The 21,758-nt window shown below is 65.6% G+C and carries 24 protein-coding genes and 1 tRNA gene; 19 read left to right on the forward strand and 6 right to left on the reverse strand.

All coding sequences use genetic code 11. The annotated features are described in order from the left end of the window. Positions 1–2: 2 nt before the first annotated feature. Together AC5Y3Z_RS07890 and AC5Y3Z_RS07895 are read left to right on the forward strand one after the other, a co-directional pair. Positions 3–1,415, forward strand: a complete 1,413-nt coding sequence (locus AC5Y3Z_RS07890; protein ID WP_463824933.1) for an amino acid permease — start codon at positions 3–5, stop codon at positions 1,413–1,415. Further along, on the forward strand, positions 1,412–2,278 hold the full coding sequence (locus AC5Y3Z_RS07895) for a universal stress protein (RefSeq protein WP_463824724.1): 867 nt from the start codon (positions 1,412–1,414) through the stop codon (positions 2,276–2,278). Before AC5Y3Z_RS07890 ends, AC5Y3Z_RS07895 begins: the two co-directional genes overlap by 4 nt. 150 nt (positions 2,279–2,428) lie before the next feature. On the opposite strand, the gene AC5Y3Z_RS07900 is transcribed toward AC5Y3Z_RS07895, so the two are convergent. The 4 genes from AC5Y3Z_RS07900 to AC5Y3Z_RS07915 form a co-directional block, all read right to left on the reverse strand. Next, entirely contained in the window at positions 2,429–2,719 is a 291-nt protein-coding gene (locus tag AC5Y3Z_RS07900) for a hypothetical protein (RefSeq protein WP_463824723.1), read from the reverse strand. 479 nt (positions 2,720–3,198) lie between these two features. After that, on the reverse strand, positions 3,199–4,515 hold the full coding sequence (locus AC5Y3Z_RS07905; protein WP_463824722.1) for an extracellular solute-binding protein: 1,317 nt from the start codon (positions 4,513–4,515) through the stop codon (positions 3,199–3,201). Then, positions 4,512–5,324 (reverse strand): carbohydrate ABC transporter permease, encoded by an 813-nt coding sequence (locus tag AC5Y3Z_RS07910; protein WP_463824721.1) that lies wholly within the window; start codon positions 5,322–5,324, stop codon positions 4,512–4,514. The genes AC5Y3Z_RS07905 and AC5Y3Z_RS07910 overlap by 4 nt, the downstream gene beginning before the upstream one ends. Next, positions 5,311–6,183 (reverse strand): carbohydrate ABC transporter permease, encoded by an 873-nt coding sequence (locus tag AC5Y3Z_RS07915; RefSeq protein WP_463824720.1) that lies wholly within the window; start codon positions 6,181–6,183, stop codon positions 5,311–5,313. Before AC5Y3Z_RS07915 ends, AC5Y3Z_RS07910 begins: the two co-directional genes overlap by 14 nt. Positions 6,184–6,216: 33 nt before the next feature. On the opposite strand from AC5Y3Z_RS07915, the gene AC5Y3Z_RS07920 reads away from it, so the two are divergent. The 8 genes from AC5Y3Z_RS07920 (at position 6,217) to AC5Y3Z_RS07955 (ending at position 12,749) form a co-directional block, all read left to right on the forward strand. Continuing rightward, positions 6,217–7,734 (forward strand): TldD/PmbA family protein, encoded by a 1,518-nt coding sequence (locus tag AC5Y3Z_RS07920; protein WP_463824719.1) that lies wholly within the window; start codon positions 6,217–6,219, stop codon positions 7,732–7,734. After that, on the forward strand, positions 7,731–9,104 hold the full coding sequence (locus AC5Y3Z_RS07925) for a metallopeptidase TldD-related protein (protein ID WP_463824718.1): 1,374 nt from the start codon (positions 7,731–7,733) through the stop codon (positions 9,102–9,104). The genes AC5Y3Z_RS07920 and AC5Y3Z_RS07925 overlap by 4 nt, the downstream gene beginning before the upstream one ends. A gap of 9 nt (positions 9,105–9,113) precedes the next feature. Then, positions 9,114–9,959: a carboxymuconolactone decarboxylase family protein gene (locus AC5Y3Z_RS07930; RefSeq protein ID WP_463824717.1), complete on the forward strand. Its 846-nt coding sequence runs from the start codon at positions 9,114–9,116 to the stop codon at positions 9,957–9,959. Positions 9,960–9,966: 7 nt separating this feature from the next. After that, positions 9,967–10,692 (forward strand): Rv1352/Rv1906c domain-containing protein, encoded by a 726-nt coding sequence (locus AC5Y3Z_RS07935; protein ID WP_463824716.1) that lies wholly within the window; start codon positions 9,967–9,969, stop codon positions 10,690–10,692. 12 nt (positions 10,693–10,704) lie between these two features. Continuing rightward, positions 10,705–10,917 (forward strand): hypothetical protein, encoded by a 213-nt coding sequence (locus tag AC5Y3Z_RS07940; protein WP_463824715.1) that lies wholly within the window; start codon positions 10,705–10,707, stop codon positions 10,915–10,917. A 28-nt stretch (positions 10,918–10,945) separates the two neighbouring features. After that, on the forward strand, positions 10,946–11,455 hold the full coding sequence (locus AC5Y3Z_RS07945) for a nitroreductase family deazaflavin-dependent oxidoreductase (protein WP_463824714.1): 510 nt from the start codon (positions 10,946–10,948) through the stop codon (positions 11,453–11,455). A gap of 53 nt (positions 11,456–11,508) precedes the next feature. Then, positions 11,509–11,582 (forward strand) — tRNA-Ile (locus tag AC5Y3Z_RS07950). Between the two features lie 354 nt (positions 11,583–11,936). Beyond that, positions 11,937–12,749, forward strand: a complete 813-nt coding sequence (locus AC5Y3Z_RS07955; RefSeq protein WP_463824713.1) for a DUF4062 domain-containing protein — start codon at positions 11,937–11,939, stop codon at positions 12,747–12,749. Positions 12,750–12,776: 27 nt separating this feature from the next. Here AC5Y3Z_RS07955 and AC5Y3Z_RS07960 read toward each other — a convergent pair whose 3' ends face one another. Both AC5Y3Z_RS07960 and AC5Y3Z_RS07965 read right to left on the reverse strand, forming a co-directional pair. Continuing rightward, positions 12,777–12,902: a hypothetical protein gene (locus tag AC5Y3Z_RS07960; RefSeq protein WP_463824712.1), complete on the reverse strand. Its 126-nt coding sequence runs from the start codon at positions 12,900–12,902 to the stop codon at positions 12,777–12,779. Positions 12,903–13,359: 457 nt separating this feature from the next. After that, positions 13,360–14,514: a hypothetical protein gene (locus AC5Y3Z_RS07965; RefSeq protein WP_463824711.1), complete on the reverse strand. Its 1,155-nt coding sequence runs from the start codon at positions 14,512–14,514 to the stop codon at positions 13,360–13,362. A gap of 204 nt (positions 14,515–14,718) precedes the next feature. On the opposite strand from AC5Y3Z_RS07965, the gene AC5Y3Z_RS07970 reads away from it, so the two are divergent. The 9 genes from AC5Y3Z_RS07970 to AC5Y3Z_RS08010 all read left to right on the forward strand — a co-directional run bounded on the left by AC5Y3Z_RS07970 (position 14,719) and on the right by AC5Y3Z_RS08010 (position 21,758). Then, complete coding sequence (locus tag AC5Y3Z_RS07970) at positions 14,719–14,970, forward strand: hypothetical protein (RefSeq protein ID WP_463824710.1); 252 nt, start codon at positions 14,719–14,721, stop codon at positions 14,968–14,970. Then, a complete protein-coding gene (locus AC5Y3Z_RS07975; protein WP_463824709.1) occupies positions 14,967–15,665 on the forward strand; it encodes a hypothetical protein in 699 nt (232 codons plus the stop codon). Before AC5Y3Z_RS07970 ends, AC5Y3Z_RS07975 begins: the two co-directional genes overlap by 4 nt. A 318-nt stretch (positions 15,666–15,983) precedes the next feature. After that, positions 15,984–16,223, forward strand: a complete 240-nt coding sequence (locus AC5Y3Z_RS07980; protein WP_463824708.1) for a hypothetical protein — start codon at positions 15,984–15,986, stop codon at positions 16,221–16,223. A gap of 77 nt (positions 16,224–16,300) precedes the next feature. Then, the gene (locus tag AC5Y3Z_RS07985; RefSeq protein ID WP_463824707.1) at positions 16,301–18,880 is read left to right on the forward strand and encodes a bifunctional DNA primase/polymerase; all 2,580 of its coding nucleotides are present in this window, start codon (positions 16,301–16,303) and stop codon (positions 18,878–18,880) included. Positions 18,881–19,110: 230 nt separating this feature from the next. Beyond that, complete coding sequence (locus tag AC5Y3Z_RS07990) at positions 19,111–19,566, forward strand: hypothetical protein (protein ID WP_463824706.1); 456 nt, start codon at positions 19,111–19,113, stop codon at positions 19,564–19,566. Positions 19,567–19,889: 323 nt separating this feature from the next. Next, positions 19,890–20,426, forward strand: a complete 537-nt coding sequence (locus tag AC5Y3Z_RS07995) for a hypothetical protein (RefSeq protein WP_463824705.1) — start codon at positions 19,890–19,892, stop codon at positions 20,424–20,426. 110 nt (positions 20,427–20,536) lie between these two features. Beyond that, complete coding sequence (locus AC5Y3Z_RS08000) at positions 20,537–21,226, forward strand: recombinase family protein (RefSeq protein WP_463824704.1); 690 nt, start codon at positions 20,537–20,539, stop codon at positions 21,224–21,226. Then, positions 21,223–21,420 (forward strand): hypothetical protein, encoded by a 198-nt coding sequence (locus AC5Y3Z_RS08005; protein ID WP_463824703.1) that lies wholly within the window; start codon positions 21,223–21,225, stop codon positions 21,418–21,420. The genes AC5Y3Z_RS08000 and AC5Y3Z_RS08005 overlap by 4 nt, the downstream gene beginning before the upstream one ends. Next, positions 21,417–21,758: a hypothetical protein gene (locus AC5Y3Z_RS08010; protein WP_463824702.1), complete on the forward strand. Its 342-nt coding sequence runs from the start codon at positions 21,417–21,419 to the stop codon at positions 21,756–21,758. The genes AC5Y3Z_RS08005 and AC5Y3Z_RS08010 overlap by 4 nt, the downstream gene beginning before the upstream one ends.

Genomic DNA, 21,758 nt, shown 5'->3' on the forward strand with positions numbered 1-21,758 from the left:
AGATGCTGCGTCGCCGGCCGGTGGGTGGTGCCCCAGTCGCTGTGGGCGCCGACTCCGGTCTGAAGCGAAGTTTCGGCACCTTCCAGCTGACCCTGTTCGGGGTCGGATCGACGATCGGGACCGGGATCTTCTTCGTGCTGTCCCAGGCGGTGCCCGAGGCCGGCCCCGGGGTGATCGTGTCGTTTCTGGTAGCTGGTGTCGCAGCCGGGCTGGCCGCCTTCTGTTACGCCGAATTGGCTTCGGCGGTACCGGTTTCGGGCTCGTCGTACTCGTATGCGTACACGACCATGGGCGAGGTGGTCGCGATCGTGGTGGCGGCGTGCCTGCTGCTGGAGTACGGGGTGGCCACCGCCGCGGTGGCGGTCGGGTGGAGCGGGTATTTGAACAAACTGCTGCACAACCTGTTCGGATTCGAATTGCCGCATGCACTGTCCGCGGCGCCGTGGGACAAGCCGCCGGACGGCGTCGCGCACGGTTGGGTGAATCTGCCGGCGGTAATTCTGATCGTGATGTGCGCCCTGCTGTTGATCCGCGGCGCCAGTGAATCCGCGAAAGTCAACACGGTGATGGTGTTGGTCAAGTTGGGCGTGCTGGGCATGTTCGTGGTCATCGCGTTCACCGGGTTCGACGACGGAAACCTCAAGGACTTCGCCCCGTTCGGGGTGGCGGGCATCGGCTCGGCGGCGGGCACCATCTTCTTCTCTTACATCGGCCTGGACGCGGTCTCGACCGCCGGCGATGAGGTGAAGGACCCGCAAAAGACGATGCCGCGGGCGTTGGTGTCGGCGTTGTTCATCGTGACCGGGGTGTACGTGCTGGTCGCGCTGGCCGCGTTGGGCACCCAGCCGTGGCAGAACTTCGGGGCGCAGGAAAACGCCGGGCTGGCAACCATTCTCGACAACGTCACCCGGGGCACCTGGGCCGGCACAGTGCTGGCCGGTGGCGCGGTGATCTCGATCTTCACCGTCACGCTGGTCACCCTGTACGGGATGACCCGGATCCTGTTCGCGATGGGCCGCGACGGGCTGCTGCCGGCGCGGTTCGCGAGGGTGAATCCGCGCACCATGACGCCGGTGAACAACACCGTGATCGTGGCGATCGTCGCGTCGGCGTTGGCGGCGTTCGTGCCGCTGGACAAGCTGGCCGACATGGTGTCCATCGGCACGTTGACCGCGTTCATCGTGGTCTCCACCGGGGTGATCATCCTGCGGGTGCGGAATCCTGACCTGCCCCGCGGCTTCCGGGTGCCGGGTTATCCCGTGACTCCGGCACTTTCGGTGCTGGCCTGCGGCTACATCCTGTTCAGCCTGCACTGGTACACCTGGCTGGCGTTCTGCGGCTGGATTGTGGTGGCGTTGGTCTACTACCTGGCCTGGGGCCGGCACCACAGCGCGCTCAACAAGGACGCACCGTGACCGTCGTCGTGGGGTACCGGGCCGGCAAAGTCGGCTTGTCCGGGCTGAACTTGGCCGCCGGCGCCGCTCGCACGCTCCAGACGTCGCTGACCGTGGCCACCATCGTGCCCAGGCCGTGGCTGACGCCGTCGCTGGCCCGGGTGGACGCTGAATACGAGCAGTGGGCGGATTCGTTGGCCGAGAATTCGGCTCGGGAAGCCGAGCGGATTCTGTTCCCGTTGGCTGAGGGGATCGACATCAGCTACCTGCATCGGGCGCATCGGTCGGTGTCGGGCGGACTGCTGGAAGTCGTCGCGGACGTCGACGCCGAGATGCTGGTGCTGGGGTCGCTGCCCAGCGGCGGGCGCGCACTGGTGGTGGTCGGCACCACCGCGGATTGGCTGCTGCACTCCTCACCGGTGCCGGTCGCGATCAGCCCGCCCGAATATCGTTCTCATGCAGCGGGTTTGACGCGACTTACCTGTGCGTATTCGGCTACCCCGCAGTCAACGGAGGTGGTGCGCCGCTGCGTGGAGTACTCGGAGCGGTTCTCGGTGCCGCTGCGGGTGATCACCTTCGCGGTGCGGGGTCGGACCATGTATCCGCCGGAGGTGGGGCTGGACGCCGAGGACGCCGTGCTGGAGGCGTGGGCGTCACAGGCGCGCGAGATCCAGTCTCAGCTGAGCGTCCCCGACGACGTCGACTTCGAGGTCGTCACCGCGCACAGTTGGGCGGAGGCACTGTCGAGCACCGTATGGGTGGACGGGGAGATCCTGGTGATGGGCACCTCGCCGCGCGGCGACATCCGGCGGGTGTTCCTGGGGGCGCGCAGCGGCAAGATCATTCGGCACAGCCCGGTGCCGGTGTTGGTGCTGCCGGGTTAGCGTTTCTGGCCGCTCTGTTGCGTTTTGCGGGCGTTGGCTGCGTCGAGCGTCACGCCAGCGTGGCTGCGGGCGTCGAGCGTCACGCCAGCGTGACGAGCCGGGGGCTGGCTGCGTCGAGCGTCACGCCAGCGTGGCTGCGGGCGTCGAGCGTCACGTCAGCGTGGCGAGCCGGGGGCTGGCTGCGTCGAGCGTCACGTCAGCGTGGCTGCGGGCGCCGAGCGTCACGCCAGCGTGGCGAGCCGGGGGCGGCGTTGCGTCGAGCGTCACGCCAGCGTGGCTGCGGGCGTCGAGCGTCACGCCAGCGTGACGAGCCGGGGGCGGCGTTGCGTCGAGCGTCACGTCAGTGTGGCTGCGGGCGTCGAGCGTCACGCCAGTGAGACGAGCCGGGGGCGGCGTTGCGTCGAGCGTCACGTCAGCGTGGCTGCGGGCGTCGAGCGTCACGTCAGCGTGGCGAGCCGGGGGCTGCTGCGTCGAGCGTCACGCCAGCGTGGCTGCGGGCGTCGAGCGTCACGCCAGCGTGACGAGCCGGGGGCGGCTGCGTCGAGCGTCACGCCAGCGTGGCTGCGGGCGTCGAGCGTCACGCCAGTGTGACGAGCCGGGGGCGCTGCCCGGGTGCGGTGTCCGTTGACGACGGTCCCCCGTCCGGCGGCCGATGTTTCCGTGCCCGGCTCGTAGCGACTTTCTCACCTACGCGCGACTTTCCTTGCCGCAGCGATGTTCTGCAGCATCCGTCTCGGCTAGCACCCTCTACAACGCTGCCCTGCCGGCTCGGTCAAAAGTCGCGCACGGTGAGAAAGTCGCTCGGAGGCGGGCTTTCAAGTAACCATTCCGGGCTCGTGACGGATGAGGCGCATGTGGTCCCGCCCGCCGTTCTTGGCCTCTTTGTGCCCGGCGTCGACGCACAGTCAGGTGCGGCGGAGTTAACGCCGGGCTGCGGCATTAGCCGCCACCTGCGCCTGCTGCAACGTCGTCGCGATATCGCCGCGGCCCAAGTACATGTCGTCGAAGTACGGCTGGAGCGCCTCGTTGCCGGCAGCGAACCCGGCCCCGCCGGGGGCCGGGATGCGCGGCCCGTCGAGCACCGTGAAGAACGGCGCCACGTCCACGCCCCTGGCTTTCCAGTAGGCGAAGTAGCCCGGCTGGGCCGACAGCACCGCCGGGATGGCCGCACCCTCGCGTCCCAGGTACGCATTCCCCTCGGCGCTACCCATCCAGGCCAGCACCTGACGTACGGCATCGGGATGCTTGGACGCCGAATTACCGGCTGCGGCAATGCCATTGGTGACACTCACCCGGCCGCGCGGACCGGTCGGCAGCAGCGCGATACCCCACCGGAAGGTGGCGTCGCGGGACACCGCGGCCAGGCTGTAGGTGCCGGACTGGAACAGCGCCATCTTGCCGGCCAGGAACTGGTTGAGCGAGAAGTCGCCGTTGTCGTTGGTGTCCGACGCCGGTGGCGCGACGTGGTCGTGGTTGATCAGGCCGACGAGGTAACCGAATGCTGCCGAGGCTTCGGGATTGTCGAACGCGAACTCGTTGCCGCGCTGGAACACCCCGCCGTTGGATCCGATGTAGTTGAGGTAAATGCCCTGCGGGTCGTTGGCGGCGTTGTACCCCCACTGGCGGACCCGGCGGAACTCGAAATCCGGTGCGTCGGCGCGATGCCCGTCGGCGTCGATGGTGAGCCGGGCCAGTAGCGGCCGCAGCGTGTCGTCACTACCGGGACTCCAGCGCATGTCGGAAAGTTCCGCGGGATCGACACCGGCGGCGGCCAGCAGGTCGGCGTTGTAGAACACCGCGATTCCCGCGTCGGTCAGCTGCGGCACCGCCCACAACGACCCGCTGTGGGTGAACTGGGTGACCACCGAGCGTTCCCAGTCCGCAGCAGGCTCGCCGATCCGGATCAGCCGACCGCTGTCGGCGTAGGCGTCGAGGTAGGCGTTGGAGATCCAGAAGATGTCGTCGGCACTACCGCCGGCCACGTCCGTGCGCAGGGTGTCGAAGTAGTTGGAGAACGCCACCATGTCCAGGCGCACCTCGATGTCGGGGTGGGCCCGGCTGAACGCGGCGAACGAATCCCGATACGCCCGCGCGATCGGCTCGGCCCACAATCGCACGGTGACCACGATCTTGCCGTCGTCGCTCGAGCGCCCCATCATCACCGCCGTCGTCAACAGCAGCGCCACCACCAACAGCAACGAACCGGCGAACAGAGTGGAGAACCGCAGCCGCTTCACTTCAGACCCGACACCAGGATCGACGAGACAATGTGACGCTGGAATACCACGAACAGCGCGATCAGCGGCACGATCGCCACCGTCGTCGCCGCCATCACCAGCGTCCACTGCGAGTTGTACCGGGACTGCAGATCCGCGGTGGCCACCGTCAGCACCCGCCACTTGCGCCCGCTGGTGATCACCAACGGCCACATGAAGTTGTTCCACTGGGAGACCACGGTGATCATCGTCAACGCGGCCAGCACCGGCTTGGAAGACGGCAGGATCACGTGCACCAGCACGTCCAGAGTGTTGGCACCGTCCAACGACGCGGCGTTGATCAGATCGTCGGGGATCAGCCGAAAGTGCTCGCGCAGCAGGAAGATGGCATACGGCGAGCCGAACATGAACGGAATCACCAACGCCCAGAACGTGTTCCGCAACCCGAGCTGGGCCATCATCAAATACAGCGGCACCACCGTCACGGTGCCCGGCACCATCAGCGTCGCGACGTACACCCAGAACAACCCGTCGCGGCCGGGGAAGTGCAACCGTGCGAACGCGTAGCCGGCCAGCACCGAGAAACTCAACTGTCCCAACAGGATCAGCGCCGTCATCAACGCGGTCACTGCCGCCGCCCGGCCGAACCCGCTGCCCACCAGGTCGGTGTAGTTGGACACCGTGAACGGCTCCGGCCACTGCAGCGGCGATCCGGTCGCGAACTGGTGTGCCGAGGTGAACGACGTCAGCAAGCCCAGGGCGAACGGCGCCAAAGTGATCACCGCGCCGAAAATCAGGCCGACGTAGATCAGCGCGTTACGTGAGTTCATAGGTGATCCGCTTGCGGAAATACATGTGCTGGACAAACGTGACGCCGACCAGGATGACGAACAGCACGACCGCCATCACCGCGGCCCGCCCGATCGCGGCCGCACCGAACGCCTCAGCGTAGATCTGATGCGCGACCAGGTCGGTGCTGCCTTCCGGCCCACCGCCGGTCAGCGCATAGACGGTGTCGAAAACCTGTGCGGTGCTGACGATCCCGGTCACCAGCACGAAGAACGTGGTGGGTCGCAGCATCGGCAGCGTGATGCGCCAGAACCGCTGCCAGGCGTTGGCGCCGTCGGTGCGCGCCGCACGGTGAATGTCCTCCGGGATCGCCAGCAGGCCGGCCAGGAACGACAACGAGACGTAGCCGACGTTGGTCCAGATAACCACCGCCGACACCACCGGCAGCGCCAGGTCGGGGTTGGTCAGCCATTCGATGCGCCGGCCCAGCAGGGTGCTGACCGCGCCGTCGGTCGGTGCCAGGATCCAGCGCCACATCACCGCGATCGCCAACGGCGCGCAGATCCACGGCAGCACATACAGGGTGCGGAACAGCCCGGTGCCGGGCAATTCCCGGGCCAGCATCATCGCGGCGATCAGCCCCAACACCGTCTGTGCCGGCACCACGATCGCCACGAAGATGGCGGTGACCACCAGCGAGTCGGCGAAGTCGCCGTCGTGCAGCACCGAACGCCAGTTGGCGAAGCCCACATAATGCAGTGGCCCCAGCAGGTCCCACCGGTACAGACTGAGCCACACCACCACCAGGATCGGCAGCAGCAGGAAGGCGATCACGCCGAACAGGCTGGGCGCCAACAGGGCGTACGCCAGCGCGGTGGAACGGCGCGGCGAGTCTGACATGAATGTATTAAAGCCGGTCGATACGGTGGACCCGTGACACCGAACCGGGGGATCGATGCCGACTTCCTGGACCTGCCGCGCCACCAGTTGGCGGACGCCGCGTTGTCGGCGGCCCGAGCGGCCGGGGCCAGTTATGCAGACCTGCGGATACACCGCATCAGCACCGAAAGCATCCAGCTGCGCGACGGCGAGTTGGAGACGGCGGTGCTCAGCCGCGAGGTCGGGCTGGCGGTGCGGGTGATCGTGGCCGGCACCTGGGGGTTCGCCTCGCATTCCGAGCTGGTGCCCGACGCGGCGGCCCGCACCGCACGGCACGCGGTGCAGGTGGCGACGGTACTGGCTGCGCTGAACACCGAGCAGGTCCGGTTGGCGGCGGAGCCGGTGTACGCCGACGTCAGCTGGACGTCGGACTATCAGATCGACCCGTTCGGCGTGCCCTCGTCGGAGAAGATCGGGGTGTTGCAGGACTACTCGGGACGGTTGCTGGACGCCGACGGTGTCGACCACGTGTCGGCCAGCCTGACCGCGGTCAAGGAGCAGACCTTCTACGCCGACACGTTCGGCTCCTCGATCACCCAGCAGCGGGTGCGGCTGCAGCCGTCGCTGGAGGCGGTCAGCATCGACGCGAAGGCGGGCGGGTTCGACTCGATGCGTACCTTGGCACCGCCGACGGCGCGCGGCTGGGAGGCCGTCGCCACCGACGAGGTGTTCAATTGGAGCGCCGAGCTCGCCGAGCTGCCCGACCTGCTTTATGAGAAGGTGCACGCGCCGTCGGTGATGCCCGGGCCCACCGATCTCGTGATCGATCCGACCAACCTGTGGCTCACCATCCACGAATCCATCGGGCACGCAACCGAATACGACCGGGCTATCGGCTACGAGGCCGCCTACGCCGGTACCTCGTTCGCCACCCCCGACAAACTCGGCAGCATGCAGTACGGCTCGTCAGTGATGAATGTGACCGCCGACCGTACCGTCGAACACGGCTTGGCCACTGTCGGTTTCGACGACGAAGGCGTGGCCGCGCAGAGCTGGGATCTGGTGCGCGACGGGGTGTTCGTGGGCTACCAGCTGGACCGGGTGTTCGCTCCGCGGCTGGGCGAGCAGCGCTCCAACGGCTGCTCGTACGCCGACTCCGCACACCACGTGCCGATCCAGCGGATGGCCAACGTGTCGTTGCAGCCTGGCCCGGAGGATCTGTCCACCGCAGACCTGATCTCCCGCATCGACGACGGGATCTACATCGTCGGCGACAAATCCTGGTCAATCGACATGCAGCGCTACAACTTTCAGTTCACCGGGCAGCGTTTCTACCGGATTCGCGACGGTGCCCTGTACGGGCAGCTGCGCGACGTCGCGTACCAGGCGACCACCACTGACTTCTGGAACTCGATGGAAGCAGTCGGTGGCCGCTCGACCTGGCGGCTCGGTGGCGCGCTCAACTGCGGCAAGGCTCAGCCCGGTCAGATCGCCGCGGTCAGCCACGGATGTCCGTCGGCGCTGTTCCGCGGCATCAATGTGCTCAACACCCGGACCGAGGGCGGCCGATGATCACACCTCAGCACGTCGTGAACATCGTCCTGGACGAGGCCGCCAAGAACGGCCGGGCCGACGAGACCATGGTGTTGGTGACCGACAAGGTCGAGGCAAACCTGCGCTGGGCGAATAACACGATGACCACCAACGGCGTCGCCGTTCAGCGCAGCGTGACGGTGATTTCGATTGTGCGCAAAGGAGACAGCGCCTACGTCGGCTCCGTGGTCTCCGGGGAGGCGGACCCGTCGGTGCTGCCCGGGCTGGTGGTGTCCTCGCAGGACGCCGCGCGTTCGGCGCCGGAGGCCGGGGACGCCGCGCCGCTGCTCGCCGACACCGGGGAACCCGCGGATTGGGATGCGCCGGTGCCCGGCACCGGGGTGGGGGTGTTCACCGGGATCGCCGGCCCGTTGAGCAAGGTGTTCCGGGGCCGCGACAAGCTGTACGGCTATGCGCACCACAGTCTTTCGACGACGTTCCTGGCGTCCTCGACGGGACTGCGGCGGCGCTACACGCTGCCGACCGGGGCGATCGAACTCAACGCCAAGCGGGGCGATGCCAGCGCCTGGGCGGGCGTCGGAACCCCGGATTTCGTTGACGTGCCTATTGATTCGCTACTGTCCGATCTGTCGACGCGGCTGGATTGGTCGTCGCGAACCGTGGAGCTGCCCGCCGGCCGGTACGAGACGTTGATGCCGCCGTCGACGGTGGCCGACATGATGATCTATCTGGCCTGGACGATGGCCGGGCGTGGCGCGCAGGAAGGGCGCACCGCGTTGTCGGCGCCCGGCGGTGGGACGCGGGTGGGGGAGCGGCTCACCTCGCTGCCGCTGACGTTGTTCTCCGATCCGATGGCCCCGGGCCTGGTGTGCACGCCGTTCGTGGCGGTGAGCAGTTCCTCGGAGACAGCGTCGGTGTTCGACAACGGCATGGAGATCGGGCAGGTCGACTGGATTCGCGACGGCGTGATCAACGCGCTGGCCTATCCGCGGGCGACCGCCGCCCGCTACGACGCCCCGGTGGCGGTGGCCGCCGACAACCTGGTCATGACCGGTGGCACCAACGAGTTGGCCGACATGATCGCGTCCACCGAGCGCGGGTTGCTGCTGACCACGCTGTGGTATATCCGCGAGGTCGACCCGACGTTGTTGCTGTTGACGGGCCTGACCCGGGACGGGGTGTATCTGATCGAGGACGGCGAGGTGACCGGCGCGGTCAACAATTTCCGGTTCAACGAGAGCCCGCTGGACCTGTTGCGGCGCGCGACCGAGGCCGGGGTCAGCGAGAAGACGTTGCCGCGGGAATGGGGTGACTGGGCGACGCGGGCGGCGATGCCGTCGTTGCGGATCCCGGACTTTCATATGTCGTCGGTGAGTCGGGCGCAGTAGCGTTGGGCTATGACCGGCCTGGATGCTGACTTTTTGGCGCGGTTCGTCGCGCTGTCGGCCGGGGACGGGCGCCTGGCCGGGATGGTGCGACGGGTGTGCGCGCAGGCGTTGGGTTTGCCGCCGCTGCCGTCGGGCCCGGATGATGACGGAGTCTCCGAGGCGGACGCGGTGGTCGCGGCGTTCGCCGAGCAATTCAGCGTCGACGTCTCGGTGATCACCGTTGAACAACGCTCGCAGTTGCTGAAGAACCTGGGGGACAGGGCTTTTCGAACCGTTGTCTCGATCTTCATTGCCGACTTCGTGCCGCGGGTGCGGGCCGGGTTGGAAGCGTTGGACGTCGGGTCGGAGTATCTGGGCTGGGTCGGTCAGCCGGTGGTGTGGGACCACGACAGCGACCCGTCCGCGGTGTTGCTGGGCGAGTTCGCGCCGGCGGTGGCGCGGCTGCGGGCGCTGGATCCGGTGACTTCGGAGCTGGTGCGGTTGCGGGTGGCTGGTGCGCACAACTGCCGGCTGTGCAAGTCGTTGCGCGAGGGCAACGCCCTGGATGCCGGCGGTTCGGAGACGCTGTACGACGAGCTTGCGCGGTTCGAGAAGTCCGCGGTGCTGGACGCACGCACAAAAGCAGCGCTGCGCTATACGGATGCGTTAATTTGGACCCCTGCGCACCTCGCCGTCGACGATGCCGCCGAGGTGCGCTCTTGGTTTAGCGAGGCCGAGGCTGTGGAGTTGACCTTCGACATCATGCGCAACTCGAGCAACAAGATTGCGGTGTCGTTGGGCGCGGACGCGGCGCGGGTGGAGTCCGGCACCGAGCGGTACCTGATCGATGTTGATGGCCAAACGGTGTTCAGCTGAGATCGTGGTGAGGCGGACGGTTTTCGCGCTGGCGCTGGTATGCGTGGTGAGCGGCTGTTCCGGCGGGGGCACGTCGGCCCGGCCTCCAGTTGCGCCGCACGACACCGCGACGTCTCATCTCGAGCCGATCTATCCGGGCACGACGGTGTCGATCCCGCCGTCGTCGTCGGGCACGTCGACGTCTTCGACGACCACGACGACGACGCCCGCCGGTCGCAGTCTGCCGGGGGACGGCACCTTCCGGATGGGCGTCGATCTGCAGGCCGGGACGTATCGGTCGCCGGGTGGCGAGTCCTGCTATTGGGAGCGGCTGCGCGGGTTCGGGGGACAGACCGCCGACATCATCGTCAACGGTGCGGGAATTCTGCCGCAAACGGTGAAGATCGCGCCGACGGACGCGGGGTTCCGGACGCAGGGATGTGGGCGGTGGACGCTGGATGAGGGGGCTTCGCCTTCGCCGGTTGCGTTGCCGCCCGGGGCGACGGCGTGCCCGTCGACGTCCGGGCCGGCCGGCGGGTTCGCGCACTCCGCGGTCGGGTCCGGTGACACCACGTGTCCGTTCGCCGAGGCGGTGCGGGCGGCGTATGGCGCGGGTGGTCCTGCCGGTTCGGCTCCCAGGCAGGTCGAGGCGGTCAGCCCGGTGACCGGCCAGCGCTACACGATGACGTGTGCGGCGAACGGGTCGCTGGTGGTGTGCAACGGTGGAAATGGGGCGGTTGTCTATGTCTACTGATGGGAGCGTGGGGTGATCGGGGAGATCCTGGAAACCGGGCACAGCTATTGCCTGCGGTGCCGTGCCGACGCCGAGTATCAGGTCATCGATGTATCCGGTAACGGCGACCGGATGGACCGGCAGTGGATGTGTCCTGGCGAGCACCGCGATACCCATGTGCAGGACGAATATCCGCAGCACACGTGGGAAGCGCGGCGCGAGCGTGCGAAGAAGGAGCAAGGTTGATGGCGGCGTTCCTGGGTACGGTCTAGCCGTGTCTTTTCGGCGAGAGAGTCGGGTTCGCGGGCGGCGGTTGCGCTTCCATGAGGCGCTCGGCGAGCGCCTGGCGATGAGTGCTGTGGGTTATCAGCTCGCGGTGCATCTGGCGCCGCATATCGACAAGGTGCTGATTCCCCGGACCAACGGCCGGCTGAGCTCGGCGGGGTTGGACCGGGCGGGGCTAGTGGTTTCTGTTGGCGCCAAGACCGGGCAGCGGCGGGCGACGCCGCTGGTGCTGGTCGAGGATGCGGACGGCCTGCTGGCGATCGGCTCGAACTATGGCGGACCGAAGCATCCGGGGTGGAGTGCCAATCTGAAGGCGAATCCCGAGTGCACGGTCGAGTACAAGGGGCCGCCGCGGCGGTATCGCGCTGAGTTGCTGACGGGTGCCGAGCGGGAAGCCGCGTGGGAGACCGCGGTGGACTTCTACGCCGGGTACGAGGCGTACCGGGAGAAGGCGGCGCCGCGGGAGATTCGGGTGTTCCGGCTGCGGCCTCTGGAGTGACTGGCTGTTGCTTGGTGGGGGCTGTTGCCGCGCTAGGGTGGTCGTGCTTCGCAGGGGCGGTAGCTCAGTCGGTTAGAGCCGCGGACTCATAATCCGTTGGTCGTGGGTTCGAGCCCCACCCGCCCCACCGCAAAAGACCTGCTAGACGCATACCAGCGAACACACGCGGGTACTTCACCCCGGCGTCACCCCGGCGCGGAGGTGAAAAGCACGCCCCGGGCGAGGCACTTCGTGCGTCAGTAGCCACACTGGCCTCGTGAGCCACTCGCGTCACACGGGGTCATCTATCAAAGCAGATTTTGCGCCAGAATCTGGGACGCGACCGGCGTGTCGCAGCAGGGAGTTGTCGGTGGGCGGAGTCATACTGGGATCGACCCGATCGAACATGTGATCGAGTCCGGTAGCGCCTGCACGCACTACCCACGCTCAACCGAACATCAGAAGGAAACTGATCAGATTGTTCCCTGCAACTGTACTGAAGGTGTTGATCGCCACGCCGGGAGATACCGGCGAAGAGGTCGATGCGATCACGAAGAGCATCCACAGCTGGAACGGGCGGCGCGCCGAAACGGTAGGCGTGATCCTGCTTCCGCGTCATTGGAAATCGGACGCTGTGCCGCTGGTCAACGCCACGGGCGCACAGAGCGTCATCGACTCCCAACTGGTGGACAGCGCCGACATCGTCATCGCCGTGTTCGATAGCCGCCTGGGCCAGGCGACCGAGGATGCGGTGAGCGGCACCGCGCATGAGATCGAGCGGACCACCGAGGCTGGCAAGCCCGTGCATGTCTACTTTTCGGACGAGCCGATAAGCCGAAACACCGACCCCAAAGAGCTTGCGCGGCTTAACAAGTTTCGCAAGGAGATGGAATCGAAAGGGTTGTTGGGCGTGTACGCCGACCCAATCGACCTCGGCCACCAGGTCCGCGAAGCCATTGAGCACGACCTCACTCAGATGGACCTCGGGGTAACACCGCTGCCCATCTCAGCCCCGGAGGAGCACGCCATGCCTCGGCTGACATACGACAAGGGAAACAAACAGCTGGTGGCCGAGAACAAGAGTGCAGCCGTAGGCGCAGATCAGCTCGTGTTGGAGGTCGAGGGTGCCCGGGGCGATGGCAGCGATCCATATCTCCTCGACTATGACGGCGAGCCCGTGAACCTGCTTCCGCTGTCGGAAGCGCAGTGGCCGTTGATTTTGTTCTGGCAATCGCCCAGGCAAGCCAACATCACAATGCGATGGATCGAAGGGAACACACCACGCCAAGAGAAGCAGACCGTGTACTTCTACTGACGGGGTTCTTGTGCACGCCGTGCACAACTACCGGCCGCGCTTCTTCTTGGGCGCAGCCTTGCTCTTCGCCCGGCGGCCGACCTTCGTTGCACCCTTGGCGCGGGCCTGCTTGGCGAACTTCGCGCGGGCGGCGGATTGCTTCTTCGTGGCCATCGTCGTGGTCCTCTCGGGTGGGGCAGCCGGTCGCGGGCCGGAAGGACGTCCCGCCCGCGACCGGGCCGACTAGGGGGTGTGCCGCCGTACGGCCTCGTTTGGCCGTAGGCACATGCGGGTGGTCATTCGGGCTCCCGCTTACCGCGCTACCCGGTCGCCGGGGTAGCCGCGTGCCTCGGTGCGCGAGCGCGGGTGTGGTCGGGGAGCGCCGACGCCGCTGGGCGGTGGGTCGACGCGTGGAGCCCTAGGCCGGTAGATCCCACCCTCTGACGGTGGCCGGCCGTTGAGATGCGGGGCGACCGGTCCCGGCCCGAACCCGAACTCACTACTGAGGTCGCCGCCTTGGTCACGGGCGAGCAGCAGTGGGTCTTGTGACCGGCGTTGATTCAGCGGTGGGTAGGGCGGTGGGTCCCGGTAGGGCTCAGGGTTGCGAATGTATTGGCTCACGGCGCAGTCCCTACGGCAAATCGAAGGTCGGCGGGGTGTAGGAACTGCTGGCGGTGATCTGCGCGACGACCGCTGCGGCCCGGTGGCGAACGCCGACGCCGAATGACCGGATGTAAAAGGAATCTTGCAGCGGATACGGGCCGCGACCCGGAATATGAAGTAACCCTTGATAATCCGGGTCGACATGTTCCCGAAATCCGACTGGGTTGAGGGTGCTGTTGGGTCCGCCGGTCGCAATGACCGCCACGTAACCCGCTGGAACGTACAGGCTTTTGATGACCAGGGCATTGCCGTAGCTGCCCCACACGTCCAAGTTGTTGAATTTGGGTTCGGGGACGCTGCCGTGCACAGTTTCGTCACTGATCCATGCCGGCATCAGCGTGCTCGGAATGAAGTCCCACTTCGGTTCCGGCCCGCTGGTGCGGTATTGCTCCCCGGCGCGCCACGCGGAGATCCGCGAGAGCTCAAAGTCCACATCGTTGAGCAAGATCAACATCGTTGTGCCGTAACGCCGCCCGTAGCCGTGCTCAGTCACGTGATTAATCAACGCTTCGATGTGTGTGCTGTCGAGAGTTGTTGAGGCTGAGGCCAAAAAATGGGTGTGATCGCCTGCGAAGGTTTTCCCCATAAACGGCGGTGGGATCATCGAGTCAGCGTTCCACAAGCCGTACACGGTGTTTCCCCAGTCGTTTACGCGTGTCTGGGGGTTGAAAATTCGATTCATGACGCTGTTGGTGCACAGCGACACGTCTGCTTCGAGGGCGCGGGTCACATGGGCAGTAACCTGCTCGGCCGTGGCATTTCTCAAGAATTTCCAAGTGAACGAGGTTCGCAAATCGTGGTCGTGGAATGGGTATCCGAGTCTCAAATAATCGGCGGGCGGCCTAATGGCACGTGGCAAGCCTATTTCAGTCGCGAGCTCGAATTTGTCTGTGGTCCAACTCTGCGGAACGACGTCCGCAACATGGACCGTGCGGAACGTCAATAGGTCGGTGATCTGCTTGCGCTCGGTGTTCCAGAGCCGCAACACATCTTGAATCTCCGCCCAGATTTCATTCAGGTCTACGCCGTCGGCTGTCTTGTTGACGAGCACGTCGCCGCTCGTGCTGATTCCGCCTTTACCGCCAGCGCCGCCCCATATGCGGAAAAGCTGCTTCGTGCCCATATTGCCTTGCCTCCTGTGCTCGCACTTACCGGCGAGGGTACGGAGGAAAGCCTTTGTTGGAGAAACAATTAGGGATGCGCTGGCATAATCGCGGCGGCTCGTGGTTAAGCAGAATCTAAAGCTTGGCGGATCGAGTCGACTAAAGACTAAAATCGGTCGTACGGCGAAATATGCTGCCAGTAAACTGATTAGAGAGATGCTGCAATGGCTAGATTGATACCACTAACCCATGAACCACCGCCCGGCGTGGTCTTGTCGGATGTGCCGACGATCCGGGGCCGCGCCGCTGCGCACCGGTGGCTCAACGACGTGCTCGGGGTGCCGGTGCGGTTGAACTACGTGCGGACCGCTGTCGCCAAAGGCGAGGTTCCCTGTACGATGTCTGGAGCGCTCTTCTTCTCAACGCAAAGCCTGTTCGACTGGATCATGCGGCTATCTGACGAGGCGACATCATGATCGGCGATGCGTTCCGCTGGCAACCAGAGGACAACCTGCACCCGATGGACCCCCGCGTCAGCACGCAGGTCCGCGCGATCAACCGGGCCGAGGACTTGGCGCAGCGGGCTTGGCCAGAAGCGGCGAAGGTTGCAGCGGTCCTATTCGATCCGGCGCGGGTACCGGCCCTGGCCCAGCGAGCCGACGAGGCAGTCGCAGAGTTCTATGCCCGGTTCGGCGAGGGCGGCGACCTGCACGCCGACGCCCATGACGACGATTGGGACCCTCAAGCCTCGCATGAGCAAGGTGTTGTCCGTGTGTGGGCTGTCGGAACGAACCACGTTGAGGTGATCCGGGACCGCTGGCTCGATAACCTCAACCGCGAAGGCAGGCCGGTCGGCTACTTCGTGCGCATGTACGGTAACCGCCTGCCCGACTACTTCGACTGCGCGAACCACGGCTGCACCGGCGACTGTGACCGGGCGTGCTCGGTGCGGTTGGCGAAGGCGTGCGCTGGGCCGACCCGAGCGATGCCGGCTACGCGGGGCACGCTGGTCCTGCTGTTCCGTTGCTGCCGGGAGTGTGAGGCCCTGGCCGGCAAGATCGCCGCCAACAACTACAAGACCGCCATCATCAACGCTCGCGCCGACCTACCTCGTCGATCGGTGATCATGCCTAACCCTGAGCCCCACGTGAACCCTGCCGCCTGGGTGTAGGTGCGCCGAGAATTTGTTGCGTGGACTTTTGGCCCGGTCTGACCCACCAAGCAGGCGCGTGGTCAGAAAGGCATTTGGTCCATAGGTTGTCTAAAGGTTTTGGTTCGGTTGCCACCGAACTATTTGCGGCGCAACGAAATTGTCGTAAGAAGTGCGTCGTAAATGCGTCGGCGCGACGGCGGAAGTTCGGGTAAGCTCCCTAATCGTGTAGGGCCGTGAGGTCCGACCCGCCCCCCGGAAGCCGCGCTTCTATTTAAACCGGGGATTGGACGTGGGCGCTCAAACCAAACCATTGATTGTCGTCGTTGGGATGCGTCCATGGAAGAGTTCGAAAAGCCGACCATGACCGAGCAAGAGCTCTGGGAATGGCTTCACTATGACGAGGGAATTCCCGTTACTCGTCGCGCTGTCAAGCATGCTGTCCTGCGTCGTGAGATTGAGCCGACGCGGCTCGGCAATTCCAACCTGTATTCGAGACAGGATGGCTGGGACTGGATCAAGTCGCGCAAGCAGGCCGGTGCGTATCGCGTGCCGAAAACTGCCGCCGCAAGCCAATAAACGTTGAATGCCGCTAGCCGATCTGGCGGGTGACTAGCGGCGACTTCAACACCTGACGACGAAGAACAGGAGCGATAGTGACTATACCCGCCGAGCGCCCTTTTGGAGGTGCTGCCGAGAAGTACCGTGCACGTGGACTTCTCGGGACACTGCCGCTTCCCAACGGCCAGAAGGCCTCACCGCCAGCGGGTTTCACAGGAGGGGGCAGACCCCACCCAACCGACGACCAGGTTGCCGAATGGGTCGGTCAGCGACCGCGCGGCAATATTGCGCTGCGCCTGGCGGAGGTGCCGCGCGAGTTCTTGAACAATCGGGACGATCGGACGCCGATCTACGCGGGTAACAATGTCGACGGGTGGGAACTGGTCGGCATCGACGTCGACAACTACTCCAAAGGTGACTGCGAGAAGCGCGGCGCGGAGCAGTTGTGCGAGTTGGAACTGCAGCTAGGCCAATTGCCCGCGACCGTGTTGAGCGGGGCCAGATTCGGCACCGGCAGCAGCATCGCCGTCTACTTGGTGCCGCAGGGATATCGGTTCGCCGGAAAAGCCGCTGACTCGATTGAGGTGATCCAGAAGCGCCACCGGTACATGGTGGTTCACCCCAGCACCAACCCGGATGCGCCGGGCGTCGGCGGCCAGCCGGCCATGTACGAGTGGGGTTGGGGTGCCCCGTCGAAGTTCGCGGACGCGGGACCGGACTCGTTGGAACGGTTCGAGGACGGGATGCCGAGTGTGGACCGGATAGCGGTATTGCCGGAGGCGTGGTTCACCCATCTCACGCACGGCGGGATGGGCGAAAGCGATGACCCGATCAGCGGGCTGACCGACGGCGAGTTGTGGGAGTGGTTGGAGGCACGTCCCGGTTACGGCGACGAGATGTGCTCGGTGATGCGAGCCGCCGCCGATGAGTTGGTAGCGGGAATCGAAACCAGTTCGAGTAGTCACGATGTGCTGACACAAGCCCACTGGCGACTACTGAAGTTGGCCGCCGAGGGTCACGCGGGCGTCGAAGCCGCGCTCGATGAGGTCACAGCAGCCGGTTGGCCCGCTGCGGCGGGGAAGCGCGACGTGGAGACGCTGAGCGCGGAGATGGGCCGCAGCATCGCCGGAGCGCTCGACAAGATCCAACCCGCCTACCGGGACTACGTGCCCGACGATTCGTGCGCAGTCGACCCTCGCAAGTTCGACTGCGACGGTTGGGCGGCACGGCTAGACACCCAGGGTGATACCGGCGTGACCGTTGACGATTTGACGGCGTTCTGGGCGGCGCGGCCGGAACTCACACGGCTGCAGCAATTTGCCCGATCGCGGTTGACGGGGCCGTGGTCGACGCTGGGCGCCGTCTTGGCGCGGGTGATCGCGACGATGCCGCCGAATGTGGTCCTGCCGCCGACGGTGGGAGACCACGCGAGCTTCAATCTGTTTGTCGCACTGGTGGCCCCGTCGGGTTATGGCAAGGGAGCATCCGAGGCCGTCGCCGAGGCATTTCTGGACATGGCGACGAATGTGTGGGAGGCGACGCCGGGGAGCGGCGAGGGCCTGCTGAAGCAGTATGCGTATAAGCGTCGCCCCGGTAAAGGCCAACCGCCGGAACAGGTCAACGTCCGCAACGCCGTCCTCTTCACCATCGCAGAAGTCGACACCCTCAACGCGCTCGCGGGCCGGAACGGGGCGACGTTGATCCCCGAACTCCGCAAGGCGTGGATGGGGGAGCGGTTGGGCTTCGGGTATGCCGACGCTGAGAAGGCGGTCGCGATCATGGCACACCGCTACCGGATGACGATGGTCGTCGGTGTGCAACCGGGCCGAGGAGCATCACTGTTGAGTGACGCGGACGGCGGCACGCCGCAACGGTTTCTTTGGCTGCCCACGACGGACCCTGATGCGACTGATGACTTGGTCGAAGCACCCGAGCCCTTTTCGTTGCCCGCGTGGCCGACGGCCAGACCCGCTGAGAACTCGTCGGCGGATGGGATCAGAGACGACGAATTTGCCGAACCCGCCGAACATGATGAACCCGCCGAAGATGATCAAGGTGAGCAGCCGCGTTTGAAGTTCGCGGTCGTGCGCGATGGCTTTCGGCTGGACGAGCCTGCCCAGCGGAGCGCCTTTCACGTTCTGGATCTGCCGCCGAGCGTGGTGGAGGAGATTCGCGCGGAGCACTTGGCGAAGCGGCGCGGCGACATGAGCATCAATCCGCTGGACTCGCACGCGATGCTGGCGCGGTTGAAGGTCGCGGCGGGGCTCATGTGGCTCAACGGTCGCACCGACGAAATCAACGAGGACGACTGGAAACTCGCGGGAACTGTGCTCGCGGTGTCGAATTCGACGCGGGCGACTGTGCTGGCGGCGATGCGCTCGAACGAGACCAAGGTTGCCGAAGCGCGTGGGCGAAGTGATGCCGTGCGTGAGGTCGTGAAAGAGGACGTGCTGCGCGACCGGAAGATCGCACGTCTGGCCGAAGGCATCCGCGAGAAGCTGCGCGTGGAGAACGACCAACCATTCAATCGGTTGAGCAAGAGGTTCCGAAGTCAAGATCGCAGCGTTGTGCGTCCCGCGCTAGACCTTCTGGTGAGCGTCGGAGATGTGGCGTTAAGGGCGATTGAGCACCACGGAAACGCGGGCGAGGTGGCGCATTTGAGGGAGGGTCGATGAACCCGCGCGAGACGGGGACGCGGGGACGATGGTCCCCGCCTGGCGTTCGACGCCACGAAAACGGCGAACCTAAAACCCCTGGTCGTCGGAAAAAGAAGAATCGCGGGGTACGCGCGAGGCGGCGGGTTCCGCGGCGCAGCCGGGGACGCGCGTCCCCGCGTCCCCGCCTGAAGGAGTCGAACGGCGATTTTGGATCGGAGAACCGTAACTATCTGAAACACCAAGGAGGAATGCAGAAAATGGACGCAAATTGGAGGCCGCCCGAGCCTTTGGAGTGGTACCGGCTGATACACGTAGCCGAGACTGTCCGTGCGTGGTGGCCATTAGGTCTGGCGAGTGTTTGGGCCCACATCAACGGCGGCGACTACGAGGCCGCGAAGCGTGAGATCCACCGGGTGTTAGTGGATGTCGAGCGCGGCGTTCATGGCCCGCCACATTCGACGCCGAAAGTAGAAGGCCTCGCAGTCACCCCGCAACATTGGCGGGAAGTCATCGCATACGCGCCAGAAGTGAAGCGCAACAATACTTTTGTGTGCATTAAGCAGGACTGCGGTAACACGCTGACTGTCGGCAGATCCAATGGTGACGGTCGATGTGTGGCGCGTGAGTGCGGTTGGTCGGTCGGCTCAGAAGACATTGGCGACGAAAGCGTTTGCCCGATGCACCGCGCGGAATGGGGCCGATGAGCACAGTCTTTACGCCGGTCGACCCGCCGTATTGGTGGTCGCCCCAAAAGCGCACCCGCCGTGGGCATCCCACGCGACCCCGACGAAACCCACGGGCCGGGTTACCAGCGCCACCAGAGGCGAGTTGGCGGCCGGGACAACGATGAAATTGCAAAGGAGACAACATGACCGACCCTACGAACAGCGAACCTATCGAACGGCCCTGGAAGCGGGGCGATCCGACGAGGCGGTGCGTTGCGCATAAGAAATCGGGCGAGCAGTGCCGACGATGGGCGATACGCGGCGGAGTCGTTTGCCGATACCACGGCGGCTCGGCTCCACAGGTGATCGCGAAAGCGCGCGAGAACATGGCCCTCGCCGCCAACCACAACCGCTCTAACGTCCAGCGATTGGCGGATGCTGCTGAGAGCGAACAGGTTCGGCTGCAAGCGAGCAACAGTCTGATCGACCGCGTTCTCGGCAGACCCACTACAACATTGGAACTTGGCCCAAAACAGCGCCAACCTTGGGAAGACGTTATCGAACACTCCACCGTCGAGGTCGCTCGCCTGACCAAGGCGCAGCACGACGCGATGAAGCGCGGGGAGCCGTTGCCGCTCGCCCCGGCGGCACTGGCCCCCGCCGACGACATAGGCATCCTCGACGCCGAGGTGGTCGACCCCGCCGACGACCCCGCGCGGGCCGCTCCGGTGGACGACGGCACATGCGAGGGTGCCGGCGGGGCCGGGAGCCCGCCCCCGGCGTCCGCGCACCCTACCGGCCCATCTAGCACCGCGCTCGTGACCCTAGAGGAAGCGAACGCTGATATAAACGACACCAACCGGCGCGCCAAGGTCGTGCCGATACGGCGCGGGCATTAGCCAGATAACCCAAAACCGTTGTCACACAGGCAGACGAAGTGTGCTAGCTGGCGTAGCGTAAACGCCGAACCGACCGGTTCGACGATTACCGAATGAACAGGAGGGAGCCCGTGACCGAAACGGGCAAGGCGCTGCGGGTGATTGGCTACGTGCGGGTCAGCACCGCCAAGCAGGGCGAGAATGGGCACGGGCTGGGTGCGCAAACCCAAGCGCTCCAACAGTTTTGCTCAGTGCGAGGCTATGAGCTGTTGACGATTACGAGCGATGTCGTGAGCGGCGGCGCATCAGATCGCATGTACGGCAGGGCAACTGCCATCGCCGCCTTGGAAGCGGGCATCGCCGACGCACTCCTGGTCCGCGCGTTGGACCGGGCGACCCGCGACCAGTTGGACGGGGCCAAGCTGTTCAAGCGCGCCGAGCAGAATGGTTGGCGGTTGCTCGACTGCGAAGGCGCGGACAGCGGGAACCACGACCAGCGACTCACCGCCGATGTGCGGATTGCGGTCGCCGCCGAAGAGAAACGAAAGATCAGTGCCCGCACCAAAGAAGGGCTCGCCAAGGCCCGCAGACAGGGCACCAAAAGCGGCAAGGCCATTGGTCGGCCAGTAGCCGTGGATGCGAAGTTGGCCGAGCGAATCGCCATAATGCATACGCGAGAGTTGTTGAGCGCCTATGCAATCGCGCGCCGTCTCACTGAGGCAGGCGTGCCCACCCCACGCGGCGGCATCCGTTGGCACCAGACGACAGTCCGCGACATCCTCGCCCGCGAGACGCGGCGGGAGCTGGAGGACGCATCGTGACCCTTCACCCACAGACGCGCGTGCTCATCACGAAGCCAAACGATCCGCCCTATACCGGCGAGGTCGGCACGGTCCAGCGGGTCACGGGCGACCGCGACGGGCTCGTGTACGTGGTGCGGTTCTGCGAAGGCCACCCGGGCGCACGCTGCCACACGGCCTACTTCCGGCGTGACGAATTGGCGGAGACCGCATGACCTTTCAGCGGCGGCCACTCGTGCGCCGTGCGCCCGACGGCAGGCCCTACATCGCCGCGAGCGACGTGCTGCCCCGGCCTCGGTACACGGCGGCGGTAAAGCCCGCGCAACTCGCGAGCGCGCCAGCGGCAACCTCGGAACCGGCGGCGAAAAGCAAGTACGCCAACCGGCTCACCGACGCCGACGCCGACGCGATCCGCGCGGACTATGCGACGGGCCGGTGGACCCAGGCGGACCTGGCCTACATCTATAGCGTCAGCAAGAACGCCATCAGTCAAATTGTCCGCGGCCTCAACCACGCGCGCGCCAAAACTCAACCACCCGAACAGGAGTCATGA

Source organism: Mycobacterium sp. NGS61, from assembly GCF_059812325.1.